This window comes from Streptomyces sp. NPDC002835 (assembly GCF_053591995.1).
Genome location: NZ_JBSFUW010000003.1, coordinates 37,008 through 62,228, shown reverse-complemented (window position 1 = coordinate 62,228; position 25,221 = coordinate 37,008). Strand labels below are relative to the sequence as shown.

Genomic DNA, 25,221 nt, shown 5'->3' with positions numbered 1-25,221 from the left:
TGATTAACGGCTCTGCTTCAGCGAGGCCATCCACGCCTCGACCTCGTCGGCCCGGCGCGGCAGCGCCGCCGAGAGGTTCCGGTTGCCGTCCTCGGTGACGAGGATGTCGTCCTCGATGCGGACGCCGATGCCGCGGTACTCCTCGGGCACCGTCAGGTCGTCGGCCTGGAAGTACAGACCGGGCTCGACGGTGAGGCACATGCCGGGCTCCAGGGTGCCGTCGACGTACGCCTCGGTGCGCGCGGCGGCGCAGTCGTGGACGTCCATGCCGAGCATGTGGCCCGTGCCGTGCAGCGTCCAGCGGCGCTGCAGGCCCAGCTCGAGCACCCGCTCAACGGGGCCCTCGATCAGACCCCACTCGACGAGCTTCGTGGCGAGCACCCGCTGCGCGGCGTCGTGGAAGTCGCGGTACTTGGCGCCCGGCCTGACGGCCGCGATGCCCGCCTCCTGGGCCTCGTAGACCGCGTCGTAGATCTTGCGCTGGAGCTCGGTGTAGCGGCCGCTGATGGGCAGGGTGCGGGTGATGTCCGCGGTGTAGAGGGTCTGGGTCTCCACGCCGGCGTCCAGCAGCAGCAGGTCGCCGGAGCGGACCGGGCCGTCGTTGCGCACCCAGTGGAGGGTGGTGGCGTGCGGGCCGGCGGCGCAGATGGAGCCGTAGCCGATGTCGTTGCCCTCGACGCGGGCGCGCAGGAAGAACGTCCCCTCGATGTAGCGCTCGCTGGTGGCCTCCGCCTTGTCCAGGACCTTGACGACGTCCTCGAAGCCGCGGGCGGTGGAGTCGCACGCCTTCTGCAGCTCGCCGATCTCGAAGTCGTCCTTCACGGCCCGTGCCTCGGAGAGGTAGACGCGCAGCTCCTCGTCGCGCTCCGCGGTGACCTTGTCGGTCAGCGCGGCCTCGATCGCGGCGTCGTGGCCGCGGACGACCCGTACCGGGCCGGTGGCCTCGCCGAGCTTGCCGGTCAGCTCGCGCACGTCCTCCGCGGGGATGCCCAGCAGCTGCTCGGCCTCCGCGAGGGAGTGGCGGCGGCCCACCCACAGCTCGCCCTGGCCGGACAGCCAGAACTCGCCGTTCTCACGGTTGGAGCGCGGCAGCAGGTGGATGGTGGCGGTGTGGCCGTCGCCCCGGGGCTCCAGCACCAGGACGCCGTCCTCTGTCTGGTCGCCGGTCAGGTACGCGTACTCGGTGGAGGCGCGGAAGCTGTACTCGGTGTCGTTCGAGCGGGTCTTCAGGTTGCCCGCGGGGATCACCAGGCGCTCGCCGGGGAAGCGCGCCGAGAGCGCGGCACGCCGGGCAGCGGTCTGCTCGGCCTGCGGGACGGGCTCCAGGCCGTGCAGCTCGGTGTCGGCCCAGCCGGTGCTCATGTTCTCGGCCAGCTCGTCGGACACGCCCGGGTACAGGCCGTTCTTGCGCTGCTTGATCGGCTGCTCCTCGCCCTCCTCGCCCGCTGCGTCGGCAGCCAGTTCGGATTCCGCCGGGGTGAGCTCCTCAGCCACGTGTGCCTCCTGGGCTTGTCGGCCTTGACCTTTACGACTCTGGCCCCTCTGCCGGGTCGGCACGGGGGACCTCTCCATCGTATGTGTGACCGGAAGACGACCCGAAGGAGTGTGAGAGATCAGTCGAAACGGGCAGCAAGTAGAACAATGTCCTCACTGTCGGTGGCGTCTGGACCCTCGGGCAGCAGTGTGCGCAGCACCTGGTCGGCGAGCGCGGCCGGGTCGCCGCGCAGTGCCCGCGGGACACTCGCCGCCGCGGAGTGGAGCCTCGCGAAGGCGCGGTCCATCGGTTCACCGGTGCGGCGCAGCAGCCCGTCGTTGTAGAGCAGCACCGTTTCTCCCGGCTGGAGGGACAGCTCCACGCTTGGCGCCTCCCAGCACGCGAGCATCCCGAGCGGCGCCGACAGGGACGTCTCGACGAACTCGGTGCGCCGCTCGCCGGTCACCAGCGGGGGCGCGTGGCCCGCGCCCGCGAGCACGATCTTCCGCTCGGCCGGTTCGGCGTACGCGAAGAGGGCGGTCGCCGTGCGCGCCGGTTCGGTGAGGCGCAGCAGCAGTTCGAGGTCGGACAGGACGGCGACCGGATCCTCGCCCTCCATCACCGCGTACGCCCGCAGGGACGCCCGCAGTCTGCCCATCGCGGCGAGCGCGCTGGGTCCGCCGCCGCTGACCGACCCGGCCGCGAGGCCCAGCGCGCCCTCGGGCAGCGGGAGCGCGTCGTACCAGTCGCCGCCGCCGTGCGGGCCCGTGTGATGCCGTGCGGCGAGCTGGACGCCGGGCACCCGCTGCAGCCGGCTGGGCAGCAGCTCCTCGGCGACGGTCGCGACGGTGGAACGGGCCTCTTCCAGCTCGCGCAGGCGGGCCAGGTGCTCGGTGGCGTAACGCATGTAGAGGCCGACCAGATGGCACTGGCGCTCGACGGGCGTGGCCGGCTCGTCGTAGAGCCACACGGCCGCGCCGAGCGTGCCGGACTCCTCGGTCGCCAGGGGGACCGTGTAACTGGCCGCGTAGCCGAGGCGGGTGGCGACCTCGCGGTGGAGGGGGTCGAGCGAGTCGTCGGCGAACAGATCGGGGTGGGCGACGGGGGCGGGGAGGTCGGCCGAGCGGCTGTGCCCGCCGTGCCTGCCGTGCCTGCCGTGCTTGCCGTCCACGATGCGGCCGTACGCCGTCGCTCCGCGCGGCACCGTCTCGATGTGGCCGAGGTCGGAGCGGCTCAGGCCCAGACCTTTGGCGAGGCCGGGACCGGGGTCGTCGTCGAGAGGGCTGTCGCGTGCGGCGGCCCGCGCCGGTTCGAGCATCACGAGACCGCGGCGGGCGCCGACGAGCGCGGCGCCCGCGCCGAGAAGTTCGTCGAGAGCGTCGTCGAGCGTGCCGGTCCTGATCAGCCGTTCAGTGAGTTCGTGGAGCGTGGTGAGGTCGGAGACCCAGCCGGCCAGTCGGTCCTGGAGTACGGCTCCGGCCGCGGGGAGCGCGGCGGGGGCAGCGGGCATGGATGCGGGATTATGCGCGGGAGCAGGAACCGTGGAGTCGATTCCAGCCACTTTCGGCAGGTTAGGGGCGCTCATGGCAGCCGGCTTTCCGGAAGTCGCGTTTCGCTCAATAGCATCGCAAACCCCCATGTGATTCTGCGCCGCTATCAATGCATCCACATCTACACGCACACGTAAGGTGATGTCCAGCACTGTTCCAGTGGTATTGATGGTGTCCGCGAGGTGTGCGGGCACATGTTAACTTGGCTGAAAAATGCATGGGATGGCGGTCGATCGGTGTCGACTGAAGGCGTTCGGCAGGGGGACTCCCAGGGCGAAGGCCCTCGGGAGGAGCGTCATCGCAAGCGTGCTGGGTACCTGAACGGTGATGTCCAGGGGCAGTTGAAAGCGCCCCGGAACCTGGCGGTGGGCCCCGGCGTCCTAACAGCCGCAGGCCACGCCTCATCCCCAAGTGGCGGGGAAGAACTACAGCGGGACGGCGAGCGCCAGGCGCGCGCCACCCCTCGCCACGCGTTCAATGGACCACAGCCCACGTTCGGCCCCCGGGCGACGATCCTGTCGCTGATGCAACAGGGAGTGCCCATGCCTCCGGCAAGGGCGATGAAACGCCGATCAGTACGCGCACTTGTACGCACAGTGAAGAGCTGCACACCTATGTGATGTGGACCCCGGCGTTCAACGGAAAGGAACGAGCGCTCATGCGCGAGATCCTCGGAAGGCGACGCAGGCTCCGGTACCGGCGCAAGAAGGGGCCTGTTCAACTCGAAGCGGCGCTGACCTGCGCCGTCGAGTGGAAATGGCCCGTGCTTCCCGGTGTGGGACTGAAAGCGGCAGGCGGTGACCGGCCGGCGGAAGGCGGCAGGGACCGCACGGACCGCGAGCGCGGGTGCGCCTGCCCCGACCCCGAGTGCGTCGTGCCCGGCGCACACCCCTTCGACCCGGGCGTCCTCGCGGCGACCACCGACGAGCGGATGATCCGCTGGTGGTGGACCAACCGCCCCACCGCGCCCATCGTGCTGGCCACCGGCGGCCCCACCCGGGCGTCCGGCGGATCCGGCGACGACCGCGCGCCGTGCGCCGTGAGCCTGCCCGCGGTCGCCGCCGCCCGTGCGCTGTCGGAGCTGGACCGGATGGACATGCGGCTCGGCCCGGTCGTCGCCACACCCACCCGGTGGTCGATCCTGGTGGCGCCCTACACCCTGGAACAGCTCGGCGAACTGCTTTTCGTCAAGGACTGCGTGCCCAGCTCGCTGCGCTTCCACGGCAGCGGCGGCTATCTCGTGCTGCCGCCGTCGGAGACCGGCAAGGGGCAGGTGCGGTGGGAGCGGGCGCCGCTGCCCGGTTCCGCCGCGCCGTGGCTGCCGGGTGTGGAAGCGGTCGTCGACGCTCTGGTGGAGGCGAGCGCGAGCAGCGCACCCGGACTCCACCCGCCGGAGGCGGGAGACGGCACCAGCCGGCTCACGTACTGACGGCCCGGGCCCCGGCCTCGCCCCGGCCTTTGGCGGAGCCGGTCCGGCCGGCGCGGCCCGGGCCGGTCGTATATCGGCGCGGCGCCGTCACTCGTACGGGTAGCAGCCGGGCCGAGTTGTCACGGAATCGGGCGCGCGGTCGGCCGTGCGTCCGTACTCCCCGGATATCTTCGGGGCGTCGTGACGAATTCTCCGCAGCCGGCAGGTGCCCGATGAATCTCCGCATGATCGGGCTCGCTGCCGTCGTGGTCACCGCCACGCTGGCGCCGCTCGTCGCCTCGGCGGGTCCGGCGGGAGCGCCGGACTCCGGTGCCTCGCCGGAGAAGAGCCCCGCCGATCACGCCAGGGGCGGGGTCATCGACGCCAGTGCCCGCCTGCTGCCGGGACTCGGCGCCGCCGACGAGCAGGCAGCCGCCGACGGGGCGTTGGGCGCCGGCGAGCGAGGCGGGGGCGAAGCCTACGGCGATTCCGCCGTACGCACGAACTCCCGATGTGGGCCGGAACTCGCCTCTCCCGGCGGGGTCGAGGCACAGACCTGTGTACTGACGCGTAGTGGTTTGACCTGGGCCCGCACTTATTACCGCAATGCGACGGGTGAGAAATTGGCGTCCGTACTCACACTGATGGCACCGGGTGGACGTACTGTGCAGACCAACTGTGTTGTGCCTGCGGGCGACGAGCCAGGTACTTGTGAAACTCCCCGCGAGCCTTCGCGCGGTGCCGCTTCCGCCTACTCCGCAGTGGCCGAGTTCGCAGCTCATGACGGAACGGAAGATGGACCGCTGTTGCTGCGCTCCGGGAGCAACTCGCAGGAGGCCGGGCGCCGTTGAGGCGGCAGAGGCGCCGGAGAAAATGGAAGCGCCCGATCGCTGGCGACGGGGGATGCACCAGCGACCGGGCTTCTAGAACCGTAACAAGAGATCTGCGGTTCGCAAATTCGATCTCTCGTATTCGGACAGGGATTCACCTTCCCATTGCGCGAGTTGTGACTGGTGTCACCCGGCGCCCGGCGGTATTCGTCACTCTCAGCTGAGCGTCACCTGGCGGTTGGTGAGTCCACCGCGCGCACGGCGCTCCTCCGCGGTCAGCGGAGTGTCGGTCTCCAGCGCGGCGGCCAGCCGTTCGGCGAACTCGGCGGCGGGCTTCTCGCAGTCCTCGGCGCTCATCGTGGTCGGCAGGTCCCAGACCGGAACCATCAGACCGTGCGCACGGAAGGAGCCGACCAGCCTGGTCCCCTCGCCGAGCGACGAGGCGCCCGCGGCGTGCAGCCTGGCCAGAGCGTCGAGCAGCCGCTCCTCCGGGTGCGGCATGACCCAGCGGAGGTGGTTCTTCTCCGGGGTCTCGCACCAGTAGGACGCTTCGACGCCCGACAGCTTCACCGTCGGGATGGCGGCCGCGTTGGCGCGCTCGAGAGAGGCGGCCACCTCGGGGGAGGCGTCCTCGGTCGACCCCGGCACCCAGAACTCGAAGCCGGAGTGGACGGTCGGCTCGAAAGCCGCGTCCAGGTCGAGCAGGTCCTGCAGTCGTACGCCGTCGGCCGCGGCGGTCCCGGCGGTGGCCGGGGAGCCCGGCTCGGTCGTGAGCGCCCGCTGCAGGGTGCCGGCGAGGTCGCGGCTGAGGTCACCGGAGGGGGTGTCGTTCTGCAGCCCGAGCAGGACCGAACCGTCGTCGCGGCGCAGTGCGGGCCAGGCCATCGGCAGGACCGTCGCGAGCGTCACGGACGGCACGCCCTCGGGAAGCCCGCCCTTCAGGGCGAGTTCGACGGTCGCGGCGGGTACCAGCTCGCGCATGGCCACCCAGTCGCACTCGCCCGGCAGTCCCTCGAAGGGGCGCTGGACCAGCTCGGTCACGGCGTGCGAGGCGGCCCTGCCGTGACAGGCCTTGTAGCGGCGGCCGGAGCCGCAGGGGCAGGGCTCGCGGGCTCCCACGACCGGAACCGGCTCATTGACGCCTGCGGCGCTGGCCCCGTTCCTGGGCTGGGGCTTCGTCGCCTTCGTCTGGGGGCGCTTTTTGGCCATGGTGTGGCTTTCTCCCGATTGCGGCGGTGCTGTGTCGGGCGCGAGCCTAGCCGTACGCCGCCGTCACGGGGGCGCGGCGGGCCCTGGGCGCCCTCCAAGTCGGCGCTCAGGGAGGCCTTCGTCTCCCGGCGCGGGCCCCCTTACGCGTGCGGCGGCCCGGCCTGCAACACCACTTGGCCCGACCGCGTCGCTCCGGCTCCGACCGCGTCCCTGCGGCTCCCACCGCGTCGCTCTGTCGCCTTCGCGTCAGTCGAGGTCGTCGAAGGCGTCCGCGAAGTCGAACGACGGTCCGGCGACGCGCGCGGCGAAGTCCTCGCGCCGGTGTCCTTCCGTGACGATCACCCACACCGTGACCTCACCGGTGGCGCTGTCGCGAACGCCCCACTCCTGCGCCAGCGCGCTGATGATGTTGAGCCCGCGCCCACCTCGTGCGGTGACCGAGGGCGTGGCCGGAACAGGGCGGGTCGGACCGCCTCCGTCCGTCACCTCGACCGTGAGCCGCCCGGCCTCGTCCACCCGCCACGCGGCCCGTACGTCACCGTCGCCCGCGTCCCCGTGTCCCAGCGGTCTGCCGTGCCGGCACGCATTGCTGAGCAGCTCGGAAAGGATCAGCACCGCGTCGTCGACCACCGAATCCGGCACCCCGCTGTGGAACAGCTGCTCGCGCATCCTGCGTCGCGCCTTGCCCACGCCCGCAGGGCCATGGGGTACGGCCATGCTCGACGACGTGGGCACCTCCTGTGCCACCACAAACGCCACCCCCGAGACCTCCTTTGCCCCACGCCACGGTGTGAATGCCCCACTGGACTGCACCGGAAACCGGCCAAGGGGTCACCAGTGACGCACTCGACACGATCGAGCAGCTACCGAACGCGCCGGTGCACTCCCGCAGGGCGGCCGGACCGGTCGGAGGGGCCGGTGGCCGGATCAGTGCCGTCCCAGCTGCGACAGCACCTGCCGGGGACGGTTGGTGATGATGGCCTCCACGCCCAGCCGGGCGCAGAGCTCGACGTCCTCGGGCTCGTTGACGGTCCACACATGGACGCGATGGCCGGCGCGGTGGAGTCGCTCGACGTAGCCGGGGTGGTTGCGCACGAGCCGGATGCCGGGTCCGGCGATCCGCGCGCCGCCCGGCAGCCGCCCGTCCCGCAGCCGTGGCGTCATGAACTGCATCAGATACACGGTGGGGATGCGGGGCGCGGCTGCCTCGACCCGGTGCAGGGAACGGGCGGAGAAGCTCATGACGCGTACCGCGGAGTCGTCGGGGGACGCCGGTGCGGCCAGCCCGAAGCGCCCCAGCAGGTGCAGCAGTCGCTCCTCGACCTGCCCGGCCCAGCGGGTGGGGTGCTTCGTCTCGATGGCCAGCTCGACACGACGGCCGGAATCGGCCACCAGCTCCAGCAGGCGCTCCAGGGTGAGGACGGAGGTGAGCGACGGGTCACGCCAGTCGGGGCTCTCCACCGCGTCCTTCCAGGAGCCGAAGTCGAGGGCGGCGAGATCCGCGAGCTCGAGGGCGGAGACCGCTCCCCGCCCGTTGGAGGTGCGGTTCACCCGACGGTCGTGGACACAGACCAGATGACCGTCGGCGGTGAGCCGCACATCGCACTCGAGGGCGTCCGCGCCGTCCTCGATCGCCTTGCGATAGGCGGCAAGGGTGTGCTCGGGGGCATCTTCCGAAGCGCCGCGGTGGGCGACGACCTGAATGCTGTGCTGCCGTGCTTGGGTCACCGCGTCATGGTGTCACCGCCACGGGGTAGGCGTGCGCAGGGGCCCCCGTGAGCGGGCCGGGACGGACGACCGGGGCCGACGGCCGAGCCGGGTACCAGGCGCGGTTGGAGGGTGACCCGATGGGTGCCGTGGAGGTGCGCCCCTTTTGTCGGAAGTAAAGGATTGCCGGGATACACACAGGTCCTGCTTACAGTGGCCTGACGTGCTGTGGGAAAAGCTGACCGCGGACACGTGCGAAGCGGATGTCGGACGTCATGACGTGACCCGGTACCGGCCGGTGCGATGGCCGCCGGCCGGAGACCGACGTGGAACCTGAGGAGAAGAGAGCTGTGAGCACCGAGAACGAGGGCAACGCGGTCCCGGCCGCCCCGTCCGTACCTCCCGTGCCGGGCGCCGCTCCCGAGGGATCGGCGTCCCCTGCGCCGGGAACCGGATCGCACGACGCGGGGCACGAAGGACACGACCAGGGGCGCGACGCGGCACAGGGCGGGCAGCAGCCGGCGGCCTCGCCGGAGCAGCCCGGGCACTCCCCCGGGTCCGGGCCCGAGCCCGCCACGGCTCCGATCCCCGCCCACGGCGGGGAAACCCCGCCGGCCGCACCGGCCCCGGCCGGCGCTCCCCCGACCGCGCACCACGCAGGCGGCGGCTGGCCCCCGCCGCCGCCCACGCTCCCCTCTTACGGAGGCGGCAGCGGCGGTCCCGCTTGGGGGGCGCCGACCCCGGCGCAGCCGCCCCGGCGCAGGCGCGTCGGCGGGCTGGCGGCCACCGTCCTCGCCGCGGCACTCGTCGCCGGCGGTGTCGGTGGCGGAGTCGGCTACTGGGCGGCCGAGCGGAACGACGGCGGCTCCAGCTCCACCACGGTCTCCGCGGCCAGCCCGCAGGACCTCAAGCGCGACCCGGGGACCGTCGCGGCGGTCGCGGCGAACGCACTGCCCAGCGTGGTCACGATCGAGGCCAAGTCGGGCGGCCCCGACATCGAGGGCTCGGAGGGCCAGGGCGGCACCGGCACCGGCTTCGTCTACGACAAGGAGGGCCACATCCTCACCAACAACCACGTGGTGGCCTCCGCGGCGGAGGGCGGCAATCTGTCGGTGATCTTCTCCGACGGCAAGAAGTACGACGCCGACGTGGTCGGCCGGGCCCAGGGCTACGACGTGGCCGTCCTGAAGCTCAAGAACGCCCCCTCCGGCGTCGACCCGCTGCCGCTGGGCAACTCGGAGAAGGTCGCGGTCGGCGACTCGACCATCGCGATCGGCGCGCCCTTCGGGCTGTCCAACACCGTCACCACCGGCATCATCAGCGCCAAGAACCGCCCGGTCGCCTCCGGCGACGGTTCCAGCGGCAAGAACTCGTACATGAGCGCGCTGCAGACCGACGCGTCCATCAACCCGGGCAACTCCGGCGGCCCGCTGCTGGACTCGCGCGGCGCGGTCATCGGCATCAACTCGGCCATCCAGTCGGCGGGCAACGGCGGCTTCGGCCAGACCCAGGCGGGCTCCATCGGCCTCGGGTTCGCCATCCCGATCAACCAGGCGAAGACGGTCGCGGAGCAGCTCATCAAGACCGGCCAGCCGGTCTACCCGGTGATCGGCGCGACGGTCGACATGTCGGAGCAGGGCTCGGGCGCGCGCATCACGGAAGAGGGCGCGGGCGGCAGCCCGGCGGTGAGCCCGAACGGCCCGGCCGCGAAGGCGGGGCTCAAGCCGGGCGACGTCATCACCAAGTTCAACGGCAAGCCGGTCGACAGCGGCCCGACCCTGATCAGCGAGATCTGGACCCACAAGCCGGGCGACGAGGTGGCCCTGACCTACCAACGCGACGGCAAGTCCCACGAGGTCGAGCTCGTCCTCGGCGAACGCAAGGGCGACAGCTGACCCACCCACCCCTTCCTGGAACGCTGCTGCGCTCCAGGACGCGGGCCCGGTAGTCTGTAGCCCGCTCCGCAGCAGGTGACGCGGGGCGTGGGTGGGTTGCCCGAGCGGCCTAAGGGAACGGTCTTGAAAACCGTCGTGGCAGCGATGTCACCGTGGGTTCAAATCCCACACCCACCGCAGATGAACGGCCCCCGACCAGCTAAGTCAGTCGGGGGCCTTCGCTGTTGCCGATGTCCGTGAGCGACCGCTGTTCCCCGCGGTTTCCCGCTCGTTCGGGCACGCAAGGGGCACGCGCCTAGCTACTGTGCGCATCCGCCGAGGCTTCGCTGTCCCTCGCGTGGTGCAGCAAGCCGCTCAGCCGCCAGACGACGGCGATGGTTAGCGCGGCGGCTCCCATGCGCAGACCGTCGCTGAGCATCACATGCCGCAGCGCCTGGCGGGCCTCGCCCGCTGTTGCAGCCTGCTTCAGAGCCGAGTTGCCGTCCGTGGCCCAGGCGCCTGCGGCGAGTACGGTGAGCCACCAAATGGTGAGCAGAGGGTTGCCGCGACGGCGTCGCATCGCTGGCTGGGCGGCAGCCCACAGGTCGTTGATGAACATCTTCGGTATGAACAGCTGTCCCAGTGGAACCAGCCAGCCGAAGAGCACCCAGGCACGGTGGCGGCGCTGGCCTTGGGGCCAAACCGTGTCCGCGAGTGAACGCATGCTGTCGAGCCAGAGGATGAACAGCAGCATGGTCGCGAGGAACGTCGCCTGCCACCACCCAGTCAGATTCCCGAACCACATGTCGGCTCTGACCAACGCCTCGCCTTCATCCGACTGCTTCAGCGGTAGTGCCAGTAGCACCTGGTACTTGTGCCAGCCTGCTACCTCGGTCGCCACAGTCACCAACGCGAAGCTGGCGAGCATTCCGCACGTCCACCGGGCGAGCCCGCCTGGCGACTCCGCATTTCCACACATTCCGTACCTTCGGGAGGCCCGCTTGTGCGGACTTTCCGCAGGTCGCAAGGGATCTTAGCTATTCACGCGAGCGGAAGTCACGGCCCTCCCCACCACCCTCCCCAGCCACTCGCGGCCGACACTCGCGTACCGGGCCCCCTGCCATCTCGGAGCCTGAGCGCCCCCGCCGGAGGCATGTTCTTGACCTGTGGCTGACTCCCTCACTCGTGCCCGCAGCACGTAGCGCGCCGCCGGGCGCGGCCAGCCGGGGCGCAGACAGGAGGCAGGCCGCGCCGCAGAGGCGGCGCGCGCCCGCGCCGTGCGCGGGCCTTGATCGAGGTAGAGAAACCTGTAACAGGCCCAATGGGGCTCGACGTCAGGGCTTCGCCCCGTCTGGCTGATAGGTCCACGTGTGACCAGTGCCGCGATACTCATGTTCGCCGCCGTCGCTCACTATTCCGGGGTGATTGCCGACCGCGGCCGGAGAACCGGCCGAGCTCCATGCCAGTGAGAGCGCCGTCAGGGCGCCGCACTGTGCTCAGCTTCGGATCGGGCTGTCGGACCTGTGAGTTCGCCGGTGACCGCTGCGACGCCCCCTATTGCGGAGGCACGTCTGCGGGCGCCGATGCGGTCAGCGGGGGCTGCGGTCCGCGGTGAGGCGGGCGGCGGAGGCGATGGTGGCGCGGGCCTCGTGTTCGGTGAGGCCGGCGTGGACCGCCGCGTCGGTGAGGGCGGCGGTCAGGGTGTCGCCGAGGCCGTTCTCGTAGGCGCGGCAGGCCGCCCAGAACAGCCGGGTGTTCCGTTGGCCCTCCTGTGCCGCGAGGACGAACTGGACCAGGCCGTGCCCGTCTCCGTGGTGGGCGGCCGGTCCCGGGGTGGAGCGGGGGCGCGCGGGAGGGGCGATCAGGCGCAGCAGGGCGGGCGGGCAGGGCGCCGGAGGGAGATGCGCCGTGCCCGCCGCGAGGCGGTACGCGCCGTGGGCGGTGACCGAGCCGGGTCCGACGAGGTAGCCCGCGGTGCCGCGGACGTCGATGCCGGGGGCGAGCCGGCCCGCCGAGTTGGGGACGACGGTGTCGGCCGGGCCGGTGAGCCAGAGGTGGCGGCCGCCGCTCGGGGTGAGGACGGTGACCGTCTCCGGGATCGTGAACAGATGGCGCAGCGCCAGGTGCTGGAGCTCGGCCATGGAGTCGGTCGAGGACTTGACGTCGAGGTCGATGCCGATCAGACGGTGCGGCGGGCGGCCGCACGCGATGCCGTAGCCGGTGGCCCAGGGAGCGGCGGCGAACAGGGCCCGTACGGCGGCCGGGTCGGTGGTGGCGTCGTGGACGCCGTGGCCCGGGCGACCGCATTCGCCCCGGCACAGGACCGGCTCGGGGTCGTCCCGGTGAGGGGAGCGCAGGGCGGGGAGCTTGGTGGCGGACAGGGGGATGACGGGGAGCCCGCGCTCCGCGGCGGAGAGAGCGTGGGCGAGGGCCAGGGTGGCGGTCTGCCGGGCAGTGATGGCCATACACCCATGTTCGTACAGAGGTTCGAATAAGGGAAGGGGGATGTGTGCCGCAAAGCGTGCAGAAACGCTTCATCCCGGGCGGCGCGGGGCTCCCGGCGGGGTGCGCCACGGCGCCCTTCTCGGGGCAAGAAAGGGGTTTATCGACATGTCCTCACGCTTGCGAGCGAATCGCCCCTTCCGGGACGGTTCGCCGGGGATCGCGTGGGCAACTCTGATCTTGCGACGTCGTGCTCAGGTCGGGTCCGGTCGGCCAACCGCCCCGATGTCCACAGCACTTGAGCAGTCCCTTTCATGGAGGAATGACATGGCAAGCTTCCGTACTGCCCGCGCTCTCGCCTTTGCCGCCGCCCTGCCCCTCGCGTTCTCGGTCCTCGGCGGGGTGGCCCAGGCCGACAACGGCGGCTTCGCGAACGACGGGTCGAATGTGTCGGTGGCAACCATCACCGGCAGCGGCAGCGGCGTCGGCGGCAGCAACTTCGGCAACTCGTCCACCACCCAGCAGGTGGTGACCGGACCGGGCGCCAGTAATCAGAGCAATACCGCCGGCATCAACGGGATCGGCTTCACGGTCATCGATCAGGACAACGTTGCCGTGAATTTCTCGCCGCTGTGGTGAGGGCCGGCCCGAGGGGAGTGTGAGCAGGGGGAAGAGATCGTCTGTGCGGCGGCGCTTGGGGGCACCGCCGCGCAGGCGCCCGCAGGGGGCGGGAGGTCGCCGGGGTGGAGTCGGGCGACGGGCGGTGCTCGCGACCTTGACACTCCACCAGTAACTGACGGACAGTCAGTTTTTGGAGAGGGCAGGGGCAGAGCGGCAGGGAAGGGGGAGGGGTGACCGACGAGTTGTACGTACGGCTGAGGGCGTACGAGGGGAGGCCCGCCGCTGCCTCCGGCGTCGGCAAGGACCCGGTCAACGAGCCGATGATCAGGCACTGGTGCGAGGCGATGGGGGACGGCAACGCGGCGTATGCCGGCCCGGACGCCGTTGCTCCGCCGACGATGCTCCAGGTCTGGACGATGGGCGGCCTGTCGGGGCACACCGACCCTGGCCTGTCGGGGCACACCGGCCGGACCGCCGCGCAGCACGAGCTGTTCGCACTGCTCGACGGTGCGGGATACACCTCGGTGGTGGCGACCGACTGCGAGCAGGAGTATCTGCGGCCGCTGCGACCGGGCGACCGGATCACGTACGACGCGGTGATCGAGTCCGTGTCGGAGCGCAAGACGACCAAGCTGGGCACGGGTTACTTCGTCACCACGCGGATGGATGTGCGTGCGGACGGCGAGCCGGCGGGCACGCATCGCTTCCGGATCCTCAAGTATGCGCCCCGGGCGCGCAAACCCAGGGCGAGCCGTCCGCGACCGGTGATCAACAGGGACAACGCGGGCTTCTGGGAGGGCGTGGCAGAGAACCGGCTGCTGATCCAGCGCTGCGGCGGGTGCGGGACGCTGCGCTTCCCGTGGCTGCCCGGATGCGGCCGCTGCGGATCGCCGGACTGGGACACGGTCGGGGCGAGCGGCTCGGGGAGCGTCTTCTCCTACGTGGTCATGCACCATCCGCCGTTCCCGGCGTTCGACCCCCCGTTCGCGGTGGGGCTGGTAGAGCTGACGGAGGGGGTGCGGATCGTGAGCAATGTGGTGGGCGTGCCGCACGACAAGGTGCGGATCGGGATGCCGGTGGAGCTGGAATTCACCTGCGTGGACGGTGAGTTCGAACTGCCTGTGTTCCGGGCCGCAGAAGGAGGTGCCGGCTGACATGGACGCCCGACTTCTCGGTCCCGGGACGGAACTGCCGCCCCTCGCCGTCCCGGTGACACGGACGCTGATCGTCGCCGGAGCCATTGCCTCGCGGGACTTCCAGGATGTGCACCACGACGTGGAGCTCGCCAGGAAGAAGGGCTCCCCGGACATCTTCATGAACATTCTGACGACGAACGGTCTGGTGGGCCGGTACGTCACCGACTTCTTCGGTGAGCGGGCCGTGCTGCGCAGGGTGGCCATCCGGCTCGGCGCTCCCAACCACCCGGGAGACACGATGGTGTTGAGGGGGACGATCGGTACGTTCGACGGCACGACCGCCGAGGTCCGGGTCGTCGGCGCCAACAGTCTCGGCAACCATGTCACCGGCACGGTGACGGTGACCCTCCCGAAGGCGGGCCCGCGTCCGGGCGCAGCTCCCCGCCTGGACGCGGCTCCTCGCCCGGACGAGCGGGCCCGCCCGGCTACGGCGCCCGACGCGGCTACGGCAGCCGCCCCTGCCGCAGCAGTCCCAGCAACCGCCCCCGCTCCAACGACAGCCCCCGGTACGGCGCCCCACCCGGGTGCCGAGAAGCGTGTGGAGGGCGGCGTATGACCATCCGGGGCAAGGACGCGCTCGGCGGCAGGGCGGCCGTCGTCGGTGTCGGGGCGACCGAGTTCTCGAAGGACTCCGGGCGCAGTGAGCTGAAGCTGGCCGTCGAGGCCGTACGGGCCGCGCTGGACGACGCCGGCCTCGCCCCCTCGGACGTGGACGGCATGGTCACCTTCACCATGGACACCAGCCCGGAGATCACCGTCGCGCAGGCCGCGGGCATCGGTGAGCTGTCCTTCTTCTCCCGCGTCTACTACGGCGGCGGCGCGGCCTGCGCCACCGTCCAGCAGGCGGCGCTGGCAATCGCCGCCGGCGTCGCAGAAGTCGTCGTCTGCTACCGGGCGTTCAACGAGCGCTCCGGCCGCCGCTTCGGTTCCGGCGTACAGCACCGCGAGCCCTCCGCGGAGGGTGCGGCGCTCGGCTGGAACCTCCCGTTCGGGCTGCTCACCCCCGCCTCCTGGGTGGCGATGGCCGCCCAGCGCTATCTGCATGTGTACGGGCTGTCGCCCGAGGCGTTCGGGCATGTCGCCGTCACCGCACGGCGGCACGCGGCCACCAACCCCGCGGCGTACTTCCACGGCCGCCCGATCACCCTCGCCGACCACGCCGCCTCCCGGTGGATCGTCGAGCCGTTGCGGCTGCTGGACTGCTGCCAGGAGACCGACGGCGGTCAGGCGTTCGTCGTCACCGGTGTCGAGCGGGCCCGCGACCTCCCCCACCCGTCGGCGGTGATACTCGCCGCGGCGCAGGGCGCGGGCAGGGCCCAGGAGCAGATGACCAGCTTCTACCGCGACGAGCTGACCGGTCTGCCCGAGATGGGGGTCGTCGCCCGGCAGCTGTGGCAGACCTCGGGGCTCGCCCCGGCCGACATCGACGTGGGGATCATCTACGACCACTTCACCCCGTTCGTGCTGATGCAGCTTGAGGAGTTCGGCTTCTGCGGGCCCGGCGAGGGGGCCGACTTCGTGGCCGGTGGCGCACTGCCGCTCAACACCCATGGAGGGCAGCTGGGAGAGGCATATCTGCACGGGATGAACGGCATCGCGGAAGCGGTCAGACAGCTGCGCGGCACCTCGGTGAACCAGATACCGGGCGCGGCCACCGCCCTGGTCACCGCGGGCACCGGTGTGCCGACGTCGGGACTTGTTCTCGGGGCCGCTCCCGGGTAGTCCGTGAGGGTGTTCTCCACCTTCAGGAGGTTCGGCTCTCGTCGGCCCTACAACCTGAGGGGGACAACGCTTCGGGACCTGGGGCCGATCCGCGACGGCGGGCGCGCTTCTAGCGTGGAGCCATGACCACGCCAGTCTGTACGAGCGCTTCCAAGGCCGCCGCGCCGGTGCCGACGTACACGCCCTACACCTCGTTCTCGTCGTACGTACGGGCGCGGGGGCCCGTACTTCTGCGGACCGCACGGTCGCTGACCTCGAACCCGAGCGACGCGGAGGATCTGCTGCAGACGGCGCTGACCAAGACGTACGTCGCCTGGGAGCGGATCGAGGACCACCGGGCGCTCGACGGATACGTCCGCCGGGCCCTGCTGAACACGCGTACGTCGCAGTGGCGCAAGCGCAAGGTCGACGAGTTCGTCTGCGACGAGCTGCCGGAGCCGGAGACGGTCCCGGGTGTCGACCCCGCCGAGCAGCAGGTGCTGCACGACGCGATGTGGCGCGCCGTGATGAAGCTGCCGGACCGCCAGCGCGCGATGGTCGTGCTCCGCTACTACGAGGACCTGAGCGAGGCGCAGACGGCGGAGGTGCTGGGGGTGTCGATCGGTACGGTCAAGAGCGCCGTGTCGCGGGCGCTCACCAAGCTGCGAGAGGACCCGGAGCTCGCGCCGGTCCGCTGACGGCCCCCTCCATTCGTGCGGACGGGGCTCCTCATCCGTACAGGGGCCCTTCGTCCGTACGGACCGGCGCCTTTGTGCGCATATGGGCGTGCGCCCAGTGGCCGAGTCGAGTGCGTCGCTGTGCGGTGTTGAGCGGGGATGTACTGCGATTCGTTACCCCCGGGTAGTGACATACCGCTTGGTATGTGCGCAGAATCTACCCACCTTTTCTGCCACGTAGCGCTAGCGCCCACCGGGAGGACGCCGTGCTGAGCACCATGCAGGACGTACCGCTGACTGTGACCCGCATCCTTCAGCATGGGATGACGATCCACGGCAAGTCGCTGATCACCACTTGGACGGGCGAGGCCGAGCCGCAGCGCCGTACCTTCGCCGAAGCCGGCCGCCGCGCCACACAGCTGGCCAACGCTCTCCGTGACGAGCTCGGCATCGACGGTGACCAGAGAGTCGCCACGCTCATGTGGAACAACGCCGAGCACGTCGAGGCGTACTTCGCGATCCCCTCCATGGGCGCCGTGCTCCACACCCTTAATCTCCGCCTGCCCGCGGAGCAGCTGGTCTGGATCGTCAACCACGCCGCCGACCGCGTCGTGATCGTCAACGGCTCGCTGCTGCCACTGCTGGCGCCGCTGCTGCCGCACCTGCCGACGATCGAGCACATCGTCGTCTCCGGCCCGGGTGACCGCTCGCTCCTCGCCGACACACAGGCGCAGGTCCACGAGTACGAAGAGCTGATCGCGGACCGCCCGACCACGTACGACTGGCCCGAGCTGGACGAGCGCACCGCGGCGGCGATGTGCTACACCTCCGGCACGACGGGCGACCCCAAGGGCGTCGTCTACTCGCACCGCTCGATCTACCTGCACTCCATGCAGGTCAACATGGCCGAGTCGATGGGGCTGACCGAGAAGGACACCACGCTCGTGGTCGTCCCGCAGTTCCATGTGAACGCCTGGGGCCTGCCGCACGCCACGTTCATGACCGGCATCAACATGCTGATGCCCGACCGCTTCCTGCAGCCCGCGCCGCTCGCCGAGATGATCGAGCGGGAGCGGCCGCAGCACGCCGCCGCGGTCCCCACCATCTGGCAGGGACTGCTCGCCGAGGTCACCGCCAACCCTCGCGACCTGTCGTCCATGCAGCAGGTCACCATCGGCGGCGCCGCCTGTCCGCCGTCCCTCATGGAGGCGTACGACAAGCTCGGTGTGCGGCTCTGCCACGCCTGGGGCATGACGGAGACCTCGCCGCTCGGCACGATGGCCCACCCGCCCGCCGGGCTGACCGCCGAGGAGGAGTGGCCGTACCGCATCACGCAGGGCCGTTTCCCGGCCGGCGTGGAGGCGCGCCTGGTCGGCCCCGGCGGGGAGTTCCTGCCGTGGGACGGCGAGTCGGCCGGTGAGCTGGAGGTACGCGGCAACTGGATCGCCGCTGCGTACTACGGCGGCGCGGGCGGCGAGGACTTCCGCCCGGAGGACAAGTTCAACGAGGACGGCTGGCTGAAGACGGGCGACGTCGGCGTGATCAGCCCCGACGGCTATCTGACGCTGACCGACCGGGCCAAGGACGTCATCAAGTCGGGCGGCGAGTGGATCTCCAGCGTCGAACTGGAGAACGCGCTCATGGCGCACCCGGAGGTCGCGGAGGCGGCGGTCGTCGCCGTGCCCGACGACAAGTGGGGCGAGCGCCCGCTGGCGACCGTGGTGCTGAAGGAGGGCTCGACCGCGGACTACGAGACGCTGAAGACGTTCCTGGCCGGGAAGATCGCCAAGTGGCAGCTCCCGGAGCGCTGGGCGGTGGTGCCGGCGGTGCCGAAGACCAGCGTGGGCAAGTTCGACAAGAAGGTCATCCGCAGGCAGTACGCGGAGGGCGAGCTCGACGTCACCGAGCTGTAGCCGCCGGGCCGGCGGAAGACGCCGGCTGTGCCCGCAGAGGAGCGCCCGCCCGAGACGGGCCGGGCCTCCTCACGGCGGGCGGGGAAGCGGAAGAGGGGCCGGCGGTCATTGACCGCCGGCCCTCTCTTCCGTCTGAAGCGTCCGGCCTCAGTTGGTGCCGATCTTCGCCAGCAGGTCGACGATGCGCGCCTGCACCTCGTTGCTCGTCGAGCGCTCCGCGAGGAAGAGCACCGTCTCCCCCGACGCCAGCCGCGGCAGCTCGGCCGGGTCGAGGCCGGCAGATGTGTAGACGACCAGCGGAGTGCGGTTCAGCTGGCCGTTCGCCCGCAGCCAGTCGATGATCCCGGCCCGCCGGCGGCGCACCTGCATCAGGTCCATCACCACCAGGTTCGGCCGCATCTGGCCGGCGAGCGTGACCGCGTCCGCGTCGGCCCCGGCCCGCGCCACCTGCATACCGCGCCGCTCCAGCGTGGACGTCAGCGCGAGGGCGATCTCCTCGTGTTCCTCGATCAGCAGCACCCGCGACGGGTGCTGCTCACTGTCGCGGGGCGCCAGCGCCTTGAGCAGGACGGCCGGATCGGCGCCGTACGCGGCCTCCCGTGTGGCCTGCCCGAGCCCCGCGGTCACCAGCACCGGGACCTCGGCGGCGACGGCGGCCTGGCGCAGCGACTGCAGTGCCGTCCGGGTGATCGGCCCGGTCAGCGGGTCCACGAACAGCGCCGCCGGGAACGCCGCGATCTGCGCGTCGACCTCCTCGCGCGAGTGCACGACGACAGGGCGGTAGCCGCGCTCGCTCAGCGCCTGCTGGGTGGAGACGTCGGGGGCGGGCCACACCAGCAGCCGGCGCGGGTTGTCCAGCGGCTCGGGGGGCAGTTCGTCGTCGACGGGCTGCGGCTGCGGCCGGTTGGCGACCTCTACCGCGCCGCCGGGGCCGTCGAGCGGCTCCGGACCCTCCGCGCCCTCGTCCGGGGCTCCTATCGCGTACGCCCGGCCCTCCGAGCGGTTGTCCGCCAGTTCCGCGGGCAGCCGGGAGCCGTTCTGCGGCGCGGCGGGCGGCATCGGAGCGGGAGTCGGAGCCGCCGCGGGCTGCGGGTGGGGGCGGGCGTCGAGCTCGGGATCCTCGGCGTCCGGGCGGGTGCCCAGTTTCCGGCGGCGGCCGGAGCCGAGCGTCTGGTTCTGCTGCTGCGTGAGGTGCTGGGCGAACGGAACGCCCTGGCCCAGGGTGCGCACGCTGAAGGCACGGCCCTGGGTGGAGTCCGCAGGTGCCGGCTGCTCCTCGGGAAGAGGCTGCGCGACCCGTGCGGCCACGGGCGGGGGAGTTTGGGCTGCGGGCAGCGCGGTGGGCTGCGGGACGTCTGCTTCCTGAGGTCCCTGCGGCTGCGGCGGTGCCTGCGCCGGCGATTCGGCCGGTGTCGGGGCCGCCGGCGGCAGGGGCAGCGACACGGACCCGGTGTCGGAGGACGGCACGGCGGCGGGCGCGGGCGGCGTACCGGTGTCGCCCGGCCTGCCGTCCTGGCCACGGTCCGCCTGACCGGGGGCTGCGTGACCGCCGTGAGCAGGCGGCCCGGCCGGACCCGTCGCCGCCTCAGCGGGGTTCTGCGAGGGCTCAGCCTGCGCCGGAAGCTGCGGCGGCTGCGTGTCCCTGCGCGCGCGCCTGCGTCCCGTCGGAACCGGGTGCTGCTGCGGCGGCGTGTGGTGCTGGACGTCCGGGGCCCCGGCCACGGCATCGTGCCGCTCCGCCGCGGAGTCGGCCGGGGCCGCTGCGGCAGGTGCCCTGTCGGCCTCGGCGGGCGGCAGCGCGAACGCCGTACGCGGCGCCTTGCTCTCGACCTCGGCCTCGGCCGGTGCGGCCGCCAGCGCCCGCCTGGCCCGACGACCGGTCGGCTGCGGCGCGTGCTGGGCCTGCGGTTGGGGCTGCGGCTGCGGCTGGGGGGCACGGGCTTCGCGCGGGTCCTGGGCCCCCTGCGCCGCCTCCTGCGCGTCCTGGATGCTCAGCGCGCTCTGCAACTGCGGGAGCTGACGGGGCGGAGAAGGCTGGGAGGGCTGGGAGGGCCGGCTGGGCTGCGGCGGCTGCGCGGACGACTGGTCCGGCTGCCCTTCCGCCGGCCTGGGCAGGCCGCTCTCGACGGCCCTGCGCGCGCGCCGCCCCGAGGGAGCCGACTGGACGCCGTGGGCGTCGACCGGCACCCCCTGCGGCGGCACGGTCTCCCCGCGTGCGGCCCGTCCGCTCGCGCCCTCCGCTGCGGTCACCACGGAGCCCTCCGTGGGCCGCAGGGCCACGGCGCTGTTCTCGGCGGGGCTGGGGCGGCCGCGCCGGCGCCCGGTCCCACCGTTGCCGGTCGGGCGCTCACCCGTGTCCTCGCCGGTGTCCTGAGCGGGAATGAGCTCCGCGTCCGCCTGTGCCGCGCGGCGCCGCCCGGTCGGCGGCGCGGCCGCCACCGGGTCCTCCATGGCCACGGGACTCTCCAGGAACGCGTCCGTGGAGGCCCGCCGGGCGCGGCGGCGGCCACCGCCGCCGCCCATCGTGTTCGCGGGGACAGCCACCGGCCCGGACGGCGTCGCAGGCGCGGATGCGGGTACGGACGGCTCCGCCGACTGCTGGGCGGGCAGGGCGGGCATCCGGTCGGGGGCCGCGGCGGGCGGTGTGACCGTTCCCGCCCCCTCACCGAGCGGCACCTCGAGCACGTACGCGCTGCCGCTCATGCCCGGCACCTCGTGCGTCTGGAGCACTCCGCCGTGCGCCCGTACGATCCCCCGCACGATCGGCTCGTGCACCGGGTCGCCCCCGGCGAACGGGCCGCGCACCTCGATCCGTACGACGTCGCCGCGCTGGGCGGCCGCGACCACGACGGTCGAGTCCACGTATCCGCCACCGGGCGCCAGCTTGGCCTTGCCGGTCGAGTCGACGCCCGCCACGTCCGCGACCAGATGCGCGAGCGCCGTGGCCAGGCGGCCTCCGTCGACCTCGGCCTCGATCGGTGGCGCGTGGACGGCGAACTGGGCCCGTCCGGGTCCGATGAGTTCGATCGCGCCCTCGACGCCGGCCGTCACGACCGCGTCGAGCAGCACGTTGGACTTGGTCAGCTGTTCGGCGCCCGTGTCGAGCAGCTGATAGCTGAGGACATTGTCGACAAGTGTCGTCATCCGGGCGTAACCGGCGGCCAGATGGTGGAGGATCTGGTTCGCCTCGGGCCACAGCTGGCCGGCCGGGTCGGCCGCCAGCGTGCTCAATTCGGTGCGCAGTTCCTCCAGCGGGCCGCGCAGCGACTCCCCGAGCACGGCGGCCAGCTGCGCGTGCCGGGCGGCCAGCTCGGAGTACCGCTCCGCGCCGTTCTCCAGCGCGGCGGTGTAGCGGTCCACCTTGTCGGCCAGTTCGGCCTCGTACCGCTCCGACGTGGCGTCGAGCTCGGCGGTGAGCCGCTCCGTCGTCTCCGTCAGCTCCGTCGTGAGCCGCTCCGTCGTCTCCGCGAGCTCCACGGCGTGCTTCTGCGCCTGCTCCTCGTACGGCCGCCGGTCGGTGAACGTCATCACCGCGCCGACCAGCTGGTCCCCGTCGCGCACCGGCGCGGTCGTCAGGTCGACGGAGACCTTGTCGCCGTTCTTGGCCCACAGCACCTGGCCGCGCACCCGGTGCTTGCGCCCGGACTTGAGGGTGTCGGCGAGCGGCGACTCCTCGTACGGGAACGGCTCGCCGTCCGCCCGCGAGTGGAGGATCAGCGGGTGCAGCTCCTGGCCGCCGAGGTCGCTGGCGCGGAAACCGAGGATCTGCGCGGCGGCCGGGTTGACCAGCACGACCCGTCCGTCGGTGTCCGTGCCCACGACGCCCTCGGACGCGGCGCGGAGGATCATCTCGGTCTGCCGCTGCGAACGCGCGAGCTCAGCCTCGGTGTCCACGGTCCCCGACAGGTCCCGGACGACCAGCATCAGCAGCTCGTCGCCGGTGTACGCGTTGTACGAGTCGTAGGCCTCGCGCCCGTCCTCCAGGCTCGCGCTGGTCACCTCGACCGGGAACTCGCCGCCGTCCGTACGCCGCGCGATCATGCGGGTCGGCTTCGTACGCCCCCGGTGGTCGGCGGCGTCGGGCCGGCGCATCGAGCCGGGGATCAGCCGGGAGTCGAACTCGGGCAGCAGATCGAGCAGGCCCCGCCCGACGAGGGCGGTGCCCGGTGTCTCGAAGAGTTCGAGCGCGATGGTGTTGGCGTTGACGACCGTGCCGTTGGCGTTGACGAGGACGAGCCCGTCCGGGAGGGCGTCGAGTATGGCTGCGAGGCGAGCAGCGCCTCGGGATGGCCTGCTGCTCACGACGACCGTTCCTCCCTGACCAACTGCGTATTGCGGACGGCCCGTCCCATCCTGCCCCTCGGGCCTCGGCCTGTCACTGAAGGGAGTCTAAGGGCAGCGGCGGCGGCCGGGACGGCGGATGAGGGGGAGCTCTCACCAAGGATGTGTGCGCACGGCCTGCACTGTCGGCCTATGACCTGGTGTCCGGCAGTACCGGCTGGAGGTTCTGCCAGCGTGAGATCTCGCAACCGTTGCTCCGGTTGAACGTGGCGTCGACGTGACGTCCCTGCCAGGTCCCGGTGATCCGGGCGGTGGCCGGTCCGCCGAACTGCTGGGTGCACATCCGGTTCGTCGGCACCGGGGCGAAGGGGTCCTGGTGCTCTCGTGAAAGCTCTTCGAGGCGGTCGCAGGCCGACTCGGCCGACGGGTGCGTCCCGCCGGCGGGCCGGCACTCGAGCTCGTACCTGCCGTCCGTGCGGGCGTTGCCCGTCTCCGAGACGATCACGGTCAGCCGCTCCGGTCTCTCCAGCAGCGACAGGGGCAGCGGCAGCGGAGAGGCGGCGGCTCCCGCGGCGGGCACGGCCGCGGCGAGCGCGGCGGCGGACGCGGTTGCGGTGAGGAAGAGGCGGCGCAGCATGGGGGCTCCTGGGAAGGTCACTGGCTCGGCGGGGGCCGCGACCGGCCCCGGCATGTCTAACGCTGCTCACGCCCCGGCGTTGCGCAACCGAAGATGCTTTGCTCTGCGGGCCCGGTGCCTAGTACCGTGGACGGCGATTGGTGACACGCCACTGGGCTGTGTCATCATCTGCACGCACCACTCGCACGTGTGCGGGTGTGCTGGAGGCGTCGCCTAGTCCGGTCTATGGCGCCGCACTGCTAATGCGGTTTGGGTCTTAAAGCCCATCGAGGGTTCAAATCCCTCCGCCTCCGCCAGCTGATCACCGAAGCCCCGGCCACCAGGCCGGGGCTTCGGTCGTTCCCAGGCCCGCGCAGATACACCCGTTCGGGTGTTTGCCCAGGTCAGGCGGGGTGCGGCTAATGGATTTCGCGTCGCGGCGCAGGTCATGTAATGTTGTTCCCGCAACGCCGACCGGGCCGAAAAGCCCGCCGGTAAAACCAGCGGCTGACGCCGCGGGCAAGCACTCGTAGCTTAACGGATAGAGCATCTGACTACGGATCAGAAGGTTGCAGGTTCGAATCCTGCCGAGTGCACAGCAGACCAGAGGCCCCGGACGAGAGTCCGGGGCCTCTCGCGTTGCCGGTCGGACATCAGCGAAGGTTCGAACCCCGCCGTGTTGCCCAGCAGTCCCCGGCAGTCCCTCGCGTCCCCTGACGAAAGTCCGGGGACGCCGCGCTGTCCGGACCCGCGACAGGTGTGGCAGGCCCGATCCGGGAGTCCGTCGCCGGGCGTTGCGACAGGATGGGGGGATGCGGATCGCGGTGGAGGTAAGGGCGGGGTGATGTGGCGGTGTGCGGGGGTCAGATGGCCGCCCGAGGCGCGGGTCGCGGTGCTCGAGTGGGAGGGCGGGCGCATCAGTCCGCTCGTCGCCGGCAAGGAGCTGGGCTTCCGGGCGGAGGGCGCACGCCGGTGTACGGGGGCGCGGGGGAACGTCTGTCCGGTGCGGGCCGAGGTCCCGGGGCGGGCGGCGCAGGCGCGGTGTGGCGAGTGCGCGCGGCTGGACCGGGCGCACTCGGTGGCCGCGGACGCCGTGCCCGACGATCCCCGTACGTACCGGGTGTACCTGGCGTGGTTCGGGCCGGGCATGGTCAAGGTCGGGATCACCGCCGAGCAGCGCGGGCCGGCGCGGTTGCTGGAGCAGGGCGCCGTGGTGTTCGCCTGGCTGGGGCGGGGGCCGCTGATGGCGGCGCGGCGTACGGAGGAGCTGCTGCGGGCCGCGCTCAAGGTGCCGGACCGGATCCCGTACGCCCATAAGCGGGCCGTGCGGGCCGCCTTGCCGGGCGGAGCGGAGGAGCGCGCCGCCGAGGTCGCGGCGCTCCACGCACGGGCGCTCGCCCTGCCGGGGTGGGCGGAGGCTCTGGAGCCGATCGCGTTCGAGGCGGTCGACCACGCCGGGGTGTTCGGGCTCGACGGGCTGCCCGCGGCGACGGCCGTGGTGCGGGAGCTCGTGGACGGCGGGGTGGTCGCGGGCCGGCTGGTCGCGGCGGCCGGGCCGGACCTGCATCTGCGGACCGCCGCGGACGGGGTTGTCGTCGTCGACACGCGGCTGATGACCGGGTGGGGGCTGGTGGGCGCCGGCGCCGGCGAAGCGTTGACCGTTCCGGTGAACGAGGTGGAGTCGGGGGACCCCGGCGTTCAGGACGGGCTGTTCTGATGAAG

18 protein-coding genes, 3 tRNA genes and 1 pseudogene are annotated in these 25,221 nt (G+C 71.9%); 13 read left to right on the top strand and 9 right to left on the bottom strand.

The features are described 5' to 3' along the window. Nucleotides 1–3: 3 nt before the first annotated feature. On the bottom strand, nucleotides 4–1,494 hold the full coding sequence (locus ACWD01_RS04480; RefSeq protein ID WP_451157983.1) for an aminopeptidase P family protein: 1,491 nt from the start codon (nucleotides 1,492–1,494) through the stop codon (nucleotides 4–6). 119 nt (nucleotides 1,495–1,613) lie between these two features. Continuing rightward, the gene (locus tag ACWD01_RS04475) at nucleotides 1,614–3,176 is read right to left on the bottom strand and encodes a PP2C family protein-serine/threonine phosphatase (protein WP_451157981.1); all 1,563 of its coding nucleotides are present in this window, start codon (nucleotides 3,174–3,176) and stop codon (nucleotides 1,614–1,616) included. A 506-nt stretch (nucleotides 3,177–3,682) separates the two neighbouring features. On the opposite strand from ACWD01_RS04475, the gene ACWD01_RS04470 reads away from it, so the two are divergent. Continuing rightward, entirely contained in the window at nucleotides 3,683–4,453 is a 771-nt protein-coding gene (locus tag ACWD01_RS04470) for a bifunctional DNA primase/polymerase (protein WP_451157979.1), read from the top strand. 212 nt (nucleotides 4,454–4,665) lie between these two features. Then, nucleotides 4,666–5,283, top strand: coding sequence for a hypothetical protein (locus tag ACWD01_RS04465; protein ID WP_451157977.1), 618 nt, complete (start codon nucleotides 4,666–4,668; stop codon nucleotides 5,281–5,283). A gap of 195 nt (nucleotides 5,284–5,478) precedes the next feature. Here the strand turns inward: ACWD01_RS04465 and ACWD01_RS04460 are convergent, their stop codons facing one another. From ACWD01_RS04460 to ACWD01_RS04450, 3 genes are all read right to left on the bottom strand, one after another. Then, a complete protein-coding gene (locus tag ACWD01_RS04460) occupies nucleotides 5,479–6,471 on the bottom strand; it encodes a DUF5926 family protein (RefSeq protein ID WP_451157975.1) in 993 nt (330 codons plus the stop codon). Nucleotides 6,472–6,717: 246 nt separating this feature from the next. Then, the gene (locus ACWD01_RS04455) at nucleotides 6,718–7,230 is read right to left on the bottom strand and encodes an ATP-binding protein (protein ID WP_451157973.1); all 513 of its coding nucleotides are present in this window, start codon (nucleotides 7,228–7,230) and stop codon (nucleotides 6,718–6,720) included. 168 nt (nucleotides 7,231–7,398) lie between these two features. Then, nucleotides 7,399–8,199 carry a glycerophosphodiester phosphodiesterase gene (locus tag ACWD01_RS04450; protein ID WP_451157971.1) on the bottom strand — a complete coding sequence of 267 codons (801 nt, stop codon included), beginning with the start codon at nucleotides 8,197–8,199 and terminating at the stop codon, nucleotides 7,399–7,401. A gap of 329 nt (nucleotides 8,200–8,528) precedes the next feature. Between ACWD01_RS04450 and ACWD01_RS04445 the strand changes: the two genes are divergently transcribed. Both ACWD01_RS04445 and ACWD01_RS04440 read left to right on the top strand, forming a co-directional pair. After that, nucleotides 8,529–10,073: a S1C family serine protease gene (locus tag ACWD01_RS04445; RefSeq protein ID WP_451157969.1), complete on the top strand. Its 1,545-nt coding sequence runs from the start codon at nucleotides 8,529–8,531 to the stop codon at nucleotides 10,071–10,073. Between the two features lie 90 nt (nucleotides 10,074–10,163). Beyond that, nucleotides 10,164–10,250: transfer RNA gene (locus tag ACWD01_RS04440), tRNA-Ser, on the top strand. Between the two features lie 118 nt (nucleotides 10,251–10,368). Here the strand turns inward: ACWD01_RS04440 and ACWD01_RS04435 are convergent. Both ACWD01_RS04435 and ACWD01_RS04430 read right to left on the bottom strand, forming a co-directional pair. Then, nucleotides 10,369–10,980: a DUF4328 domain-containing protein gene (locus ACWD01_RS04435; RefSeq protein ID WP_451157967.1), complete on the bottom strand. Its 612-nt coding sequence runs from the start codon at nucleotides 10,978–10,980 to the stop codon at nucleotides 10,369–10,371. A 661-nt stretch (nucleotides 10,981–11,641) separates the two neighbouring features. Next, on the bottom strand, nucleotides 11,642–12,517 hold the full coding sequence (locus ACWD01_RS04430; RefSeq protein WP_451157965.1) for a bifunctional DNA primase/polymerase: 876 nt from the start codon (nucleotides 12,515–12,517) through the stop codon (nucleotides 11,642–11,644). Between the two features lie 304 nt (nucleotides 12,518–12,821). Here ACWD01_RS04430 and ACWD01_RS04425 point away from each other — a divergent pair, with 304 nt between their 5' ends. The 6 genes and pseudogenes from ACWD01_RS04425 (at nucleotide 12,822) to ACWD01_RS04400 (ending at nucleotide 18,602) form a co-directional block, all read left to right on the top strand. Next, nucleotides 12,822–13,133 carry a hypothetical protein gene (locus ACWD01_RS04425; RefSeq protein ID WP_451157963.1) on the top strand — a complete coding sequence of 104 codons (312 nt, stop codon included), beginning with the start codon at nucleotides 12,822–12,824 and terminating at the stop codon, nucleotides 13,131–13,133. A gap of 212 nt (nucleotides 13,134–13,345) precedes the next feature. Beyond that, nucleotides 13,346–14,269 carry a bifunctional MaoC family dehydratase N-terminal/OB-fold nucleic acid binding domain-containing protein gene (locus ACWD01_RS04420; protein ID WP_451157961.1) on the top strand — a complete coding sequence of 308 codons (924 nt, stop codon included), beginning with the start codon at nucleotides 13,346–13,348 and terminating at the stop codon, nucleotides 14,267–14,269. A 1-nt stretch (nucleotide 14,270) separates the two neighbouring features. Beyond that, a pseudogene (locus tag ACWD01_RS04415) lies at nucleotides 14,271–14,663 on the top strand (OB-fold domain-containing protein); the annotation flags it as partial. Nucleotides 14,664–14,863: 200 nt separating this feature from the next. Then, nucleotides 14,864–16,033, top strand: a complete 1,170-nt coding sequence (locus ACWD01_RS04410; protein WP_451157959.1) for a lipid-transfer protein — start codon at nucleotides 14,864–14,866, stop codon at nucleotides 16,031–16,033. Between the two features lie 122 nt (nucleotides 16,034–16,155). Next, nucleotides 16,156–16,710, top strand: coding sequence for a SigE family RNA polymerase sigma factor (locus ACWD01_RS04405; RefSeq protein WP_451157957.1), 555 nt, complete (start codon nucleotides 16,156–16,158; stop codon nucleotides 16,708–16,710). A gap of 245 nt (nucleotides 16,711–16,955) precedes the next feature. Beyond that, a complete protein-coding gene (locus ACWD01_RS04400; protein ID WP_451157955.1) occupies nucleotides 16,956–18,602 on the top strand; it encodes a long-chain fatty acid--CoA ligase in 1,647 nt (548 codons plus the stop codon). 147 nt (nucleotides 18,603–18,749) lie between these two features. Here ACWD01_RS04400 and ACWD01_RS04395 read toward each other — a convergent pair whose 3' ends face one another. After that, a complete protein-coding gene (locus ACWD01_RS04395) occupies nucleotides 18,750–22,904 on the bottom strand; it encodes a PAS domain-containing protein (protein ID WP_451157953.1) in 4,155 nt (1,384 codons plus the stop codon). Between the two features lie 169 nt (nucleotides 22,905–23,073). Then, on the bottom strand, nucleotides 23,074–23,520 hold the full coding sequence (locus tag ACWD01_RS04390) for an SSI family serine proteinase inhibitor (RefSeq protein WP_451157951.1): 447 nt from the start codon (nucleotides 23,518–23,520) through the stop codon (nucleotides 23,074–23,076). Between the two features lie 202 nt (nucleotides 23,521–23,722). Between ACWD01_RS04390 and ACWD01_RS04385 the strand changes: the two genes are divergently transcribed. The 3 genes from ACWD01_RS04385 (at nucleotide 23,723) to ACWD01_RS04375 (ending at nucleotide 25,216) form a co-directional block, all read left to right on the top strand. Next, nucleotides 23,723–23,816 (top strand) — tRNA-Ser (locus ACWD01_RS04385). 206 nt (nucleotides 23,817–24,022) lie between these two features. After that, nucleotides 24,023–24,095, top strand: a tRNA-Arg gene (locus tag ACWD01_RS04380). 248 nt (nucleotides 24,096–24,343) lie between these two features. After that, nucleotides 24,344–25,216, top strand: a complete 873-nt coding sequence (locus tag ACWD01_RS04375) for a DUF2797 domain-containing protein (RefSeq protein ID WP_451158362.1) — start codon at nucleotides 24,344–24,346, stop codon at nucleotides 25,214–25,216. Nucleotides 25,217–25,221: the final 5 nt, after the last annotated feature.

Bases quoted from the DNA above. Each gene is read 5' to 3' on its own strand.
- ACWD01_RS04470 (WP_451157979.1), top strand. From the start codon at position 3,683: ATGCGCGAGATCCTCGGAAGGCGACGCAGGCTCCGGTACCGGCGCAAG.
- ACWD01_RS04465 (WP_451157977.1), top strand. From the start codon at position 4,666: ATGAATCTCCGCATGATCGGGCTCGCTGCCGTCGTGGTCACCGCCACG.
- ACWD01_RS04460 (WP_451157975.1), bottom strand. From the start codon at position 6,471: ATGGCCAAAAAGCGCCCCCAGACGAAGGCGACGAAGCCCCAGCCCAGG.
- ACWD01_RS04435 (WP_451157967.1), bottom strand. From the start codon at position 10,980: ATGCTCGCCAGCTTCGCGTTGGTGACTGTGGCGACCGAGGTAGCAGGC.
- ACWD01_RS04430 (WP_451157965.1), bottom strand. From the start codon at position 12,517: ATGGCCATCACTGCCCGGCAGACCGCCACCCTGGCCCTCGCCCACGCT.
- ACWD01_RS04425 (WP_451157963.1), top strand. From the start codon at position 12,822: ATGGCAAGCTTCCGTACTGCCCGCGCTCTCGCCTTTGCCGCCGCCCTG.
- ACWD01_RS04410 (WP_451157959.1), top strand. From the start codon at position 14,864: ATGACCATCCGGGGCAAGGACGCGCTCGGCGGCAGGGCGGCCGTCGTC.
- ACWD01_RS04405 (WP_451157957.1), top strand. From the start codon at position 16,156: ATGACCACGCCAGTCTGTACGAGCGCTTCCAAGGCCGCCGCGCCGGTG.
- ACWD01_RS04390 (WP_451157951.1), bottom strand. From the start codon at position 23,520: ATGCTGCGCCGCCTCTTCCTCACCGCAACCGCGTCCGCCGCCGCGCTC.
- ACWD01_RS04375 (WP_451158362.1), top strand. From the start codon at position 24,344: ATGTGGCGGTGTGCGGGGGTCAGATGGCCGCCCGAGGCGCGGGTCGCG.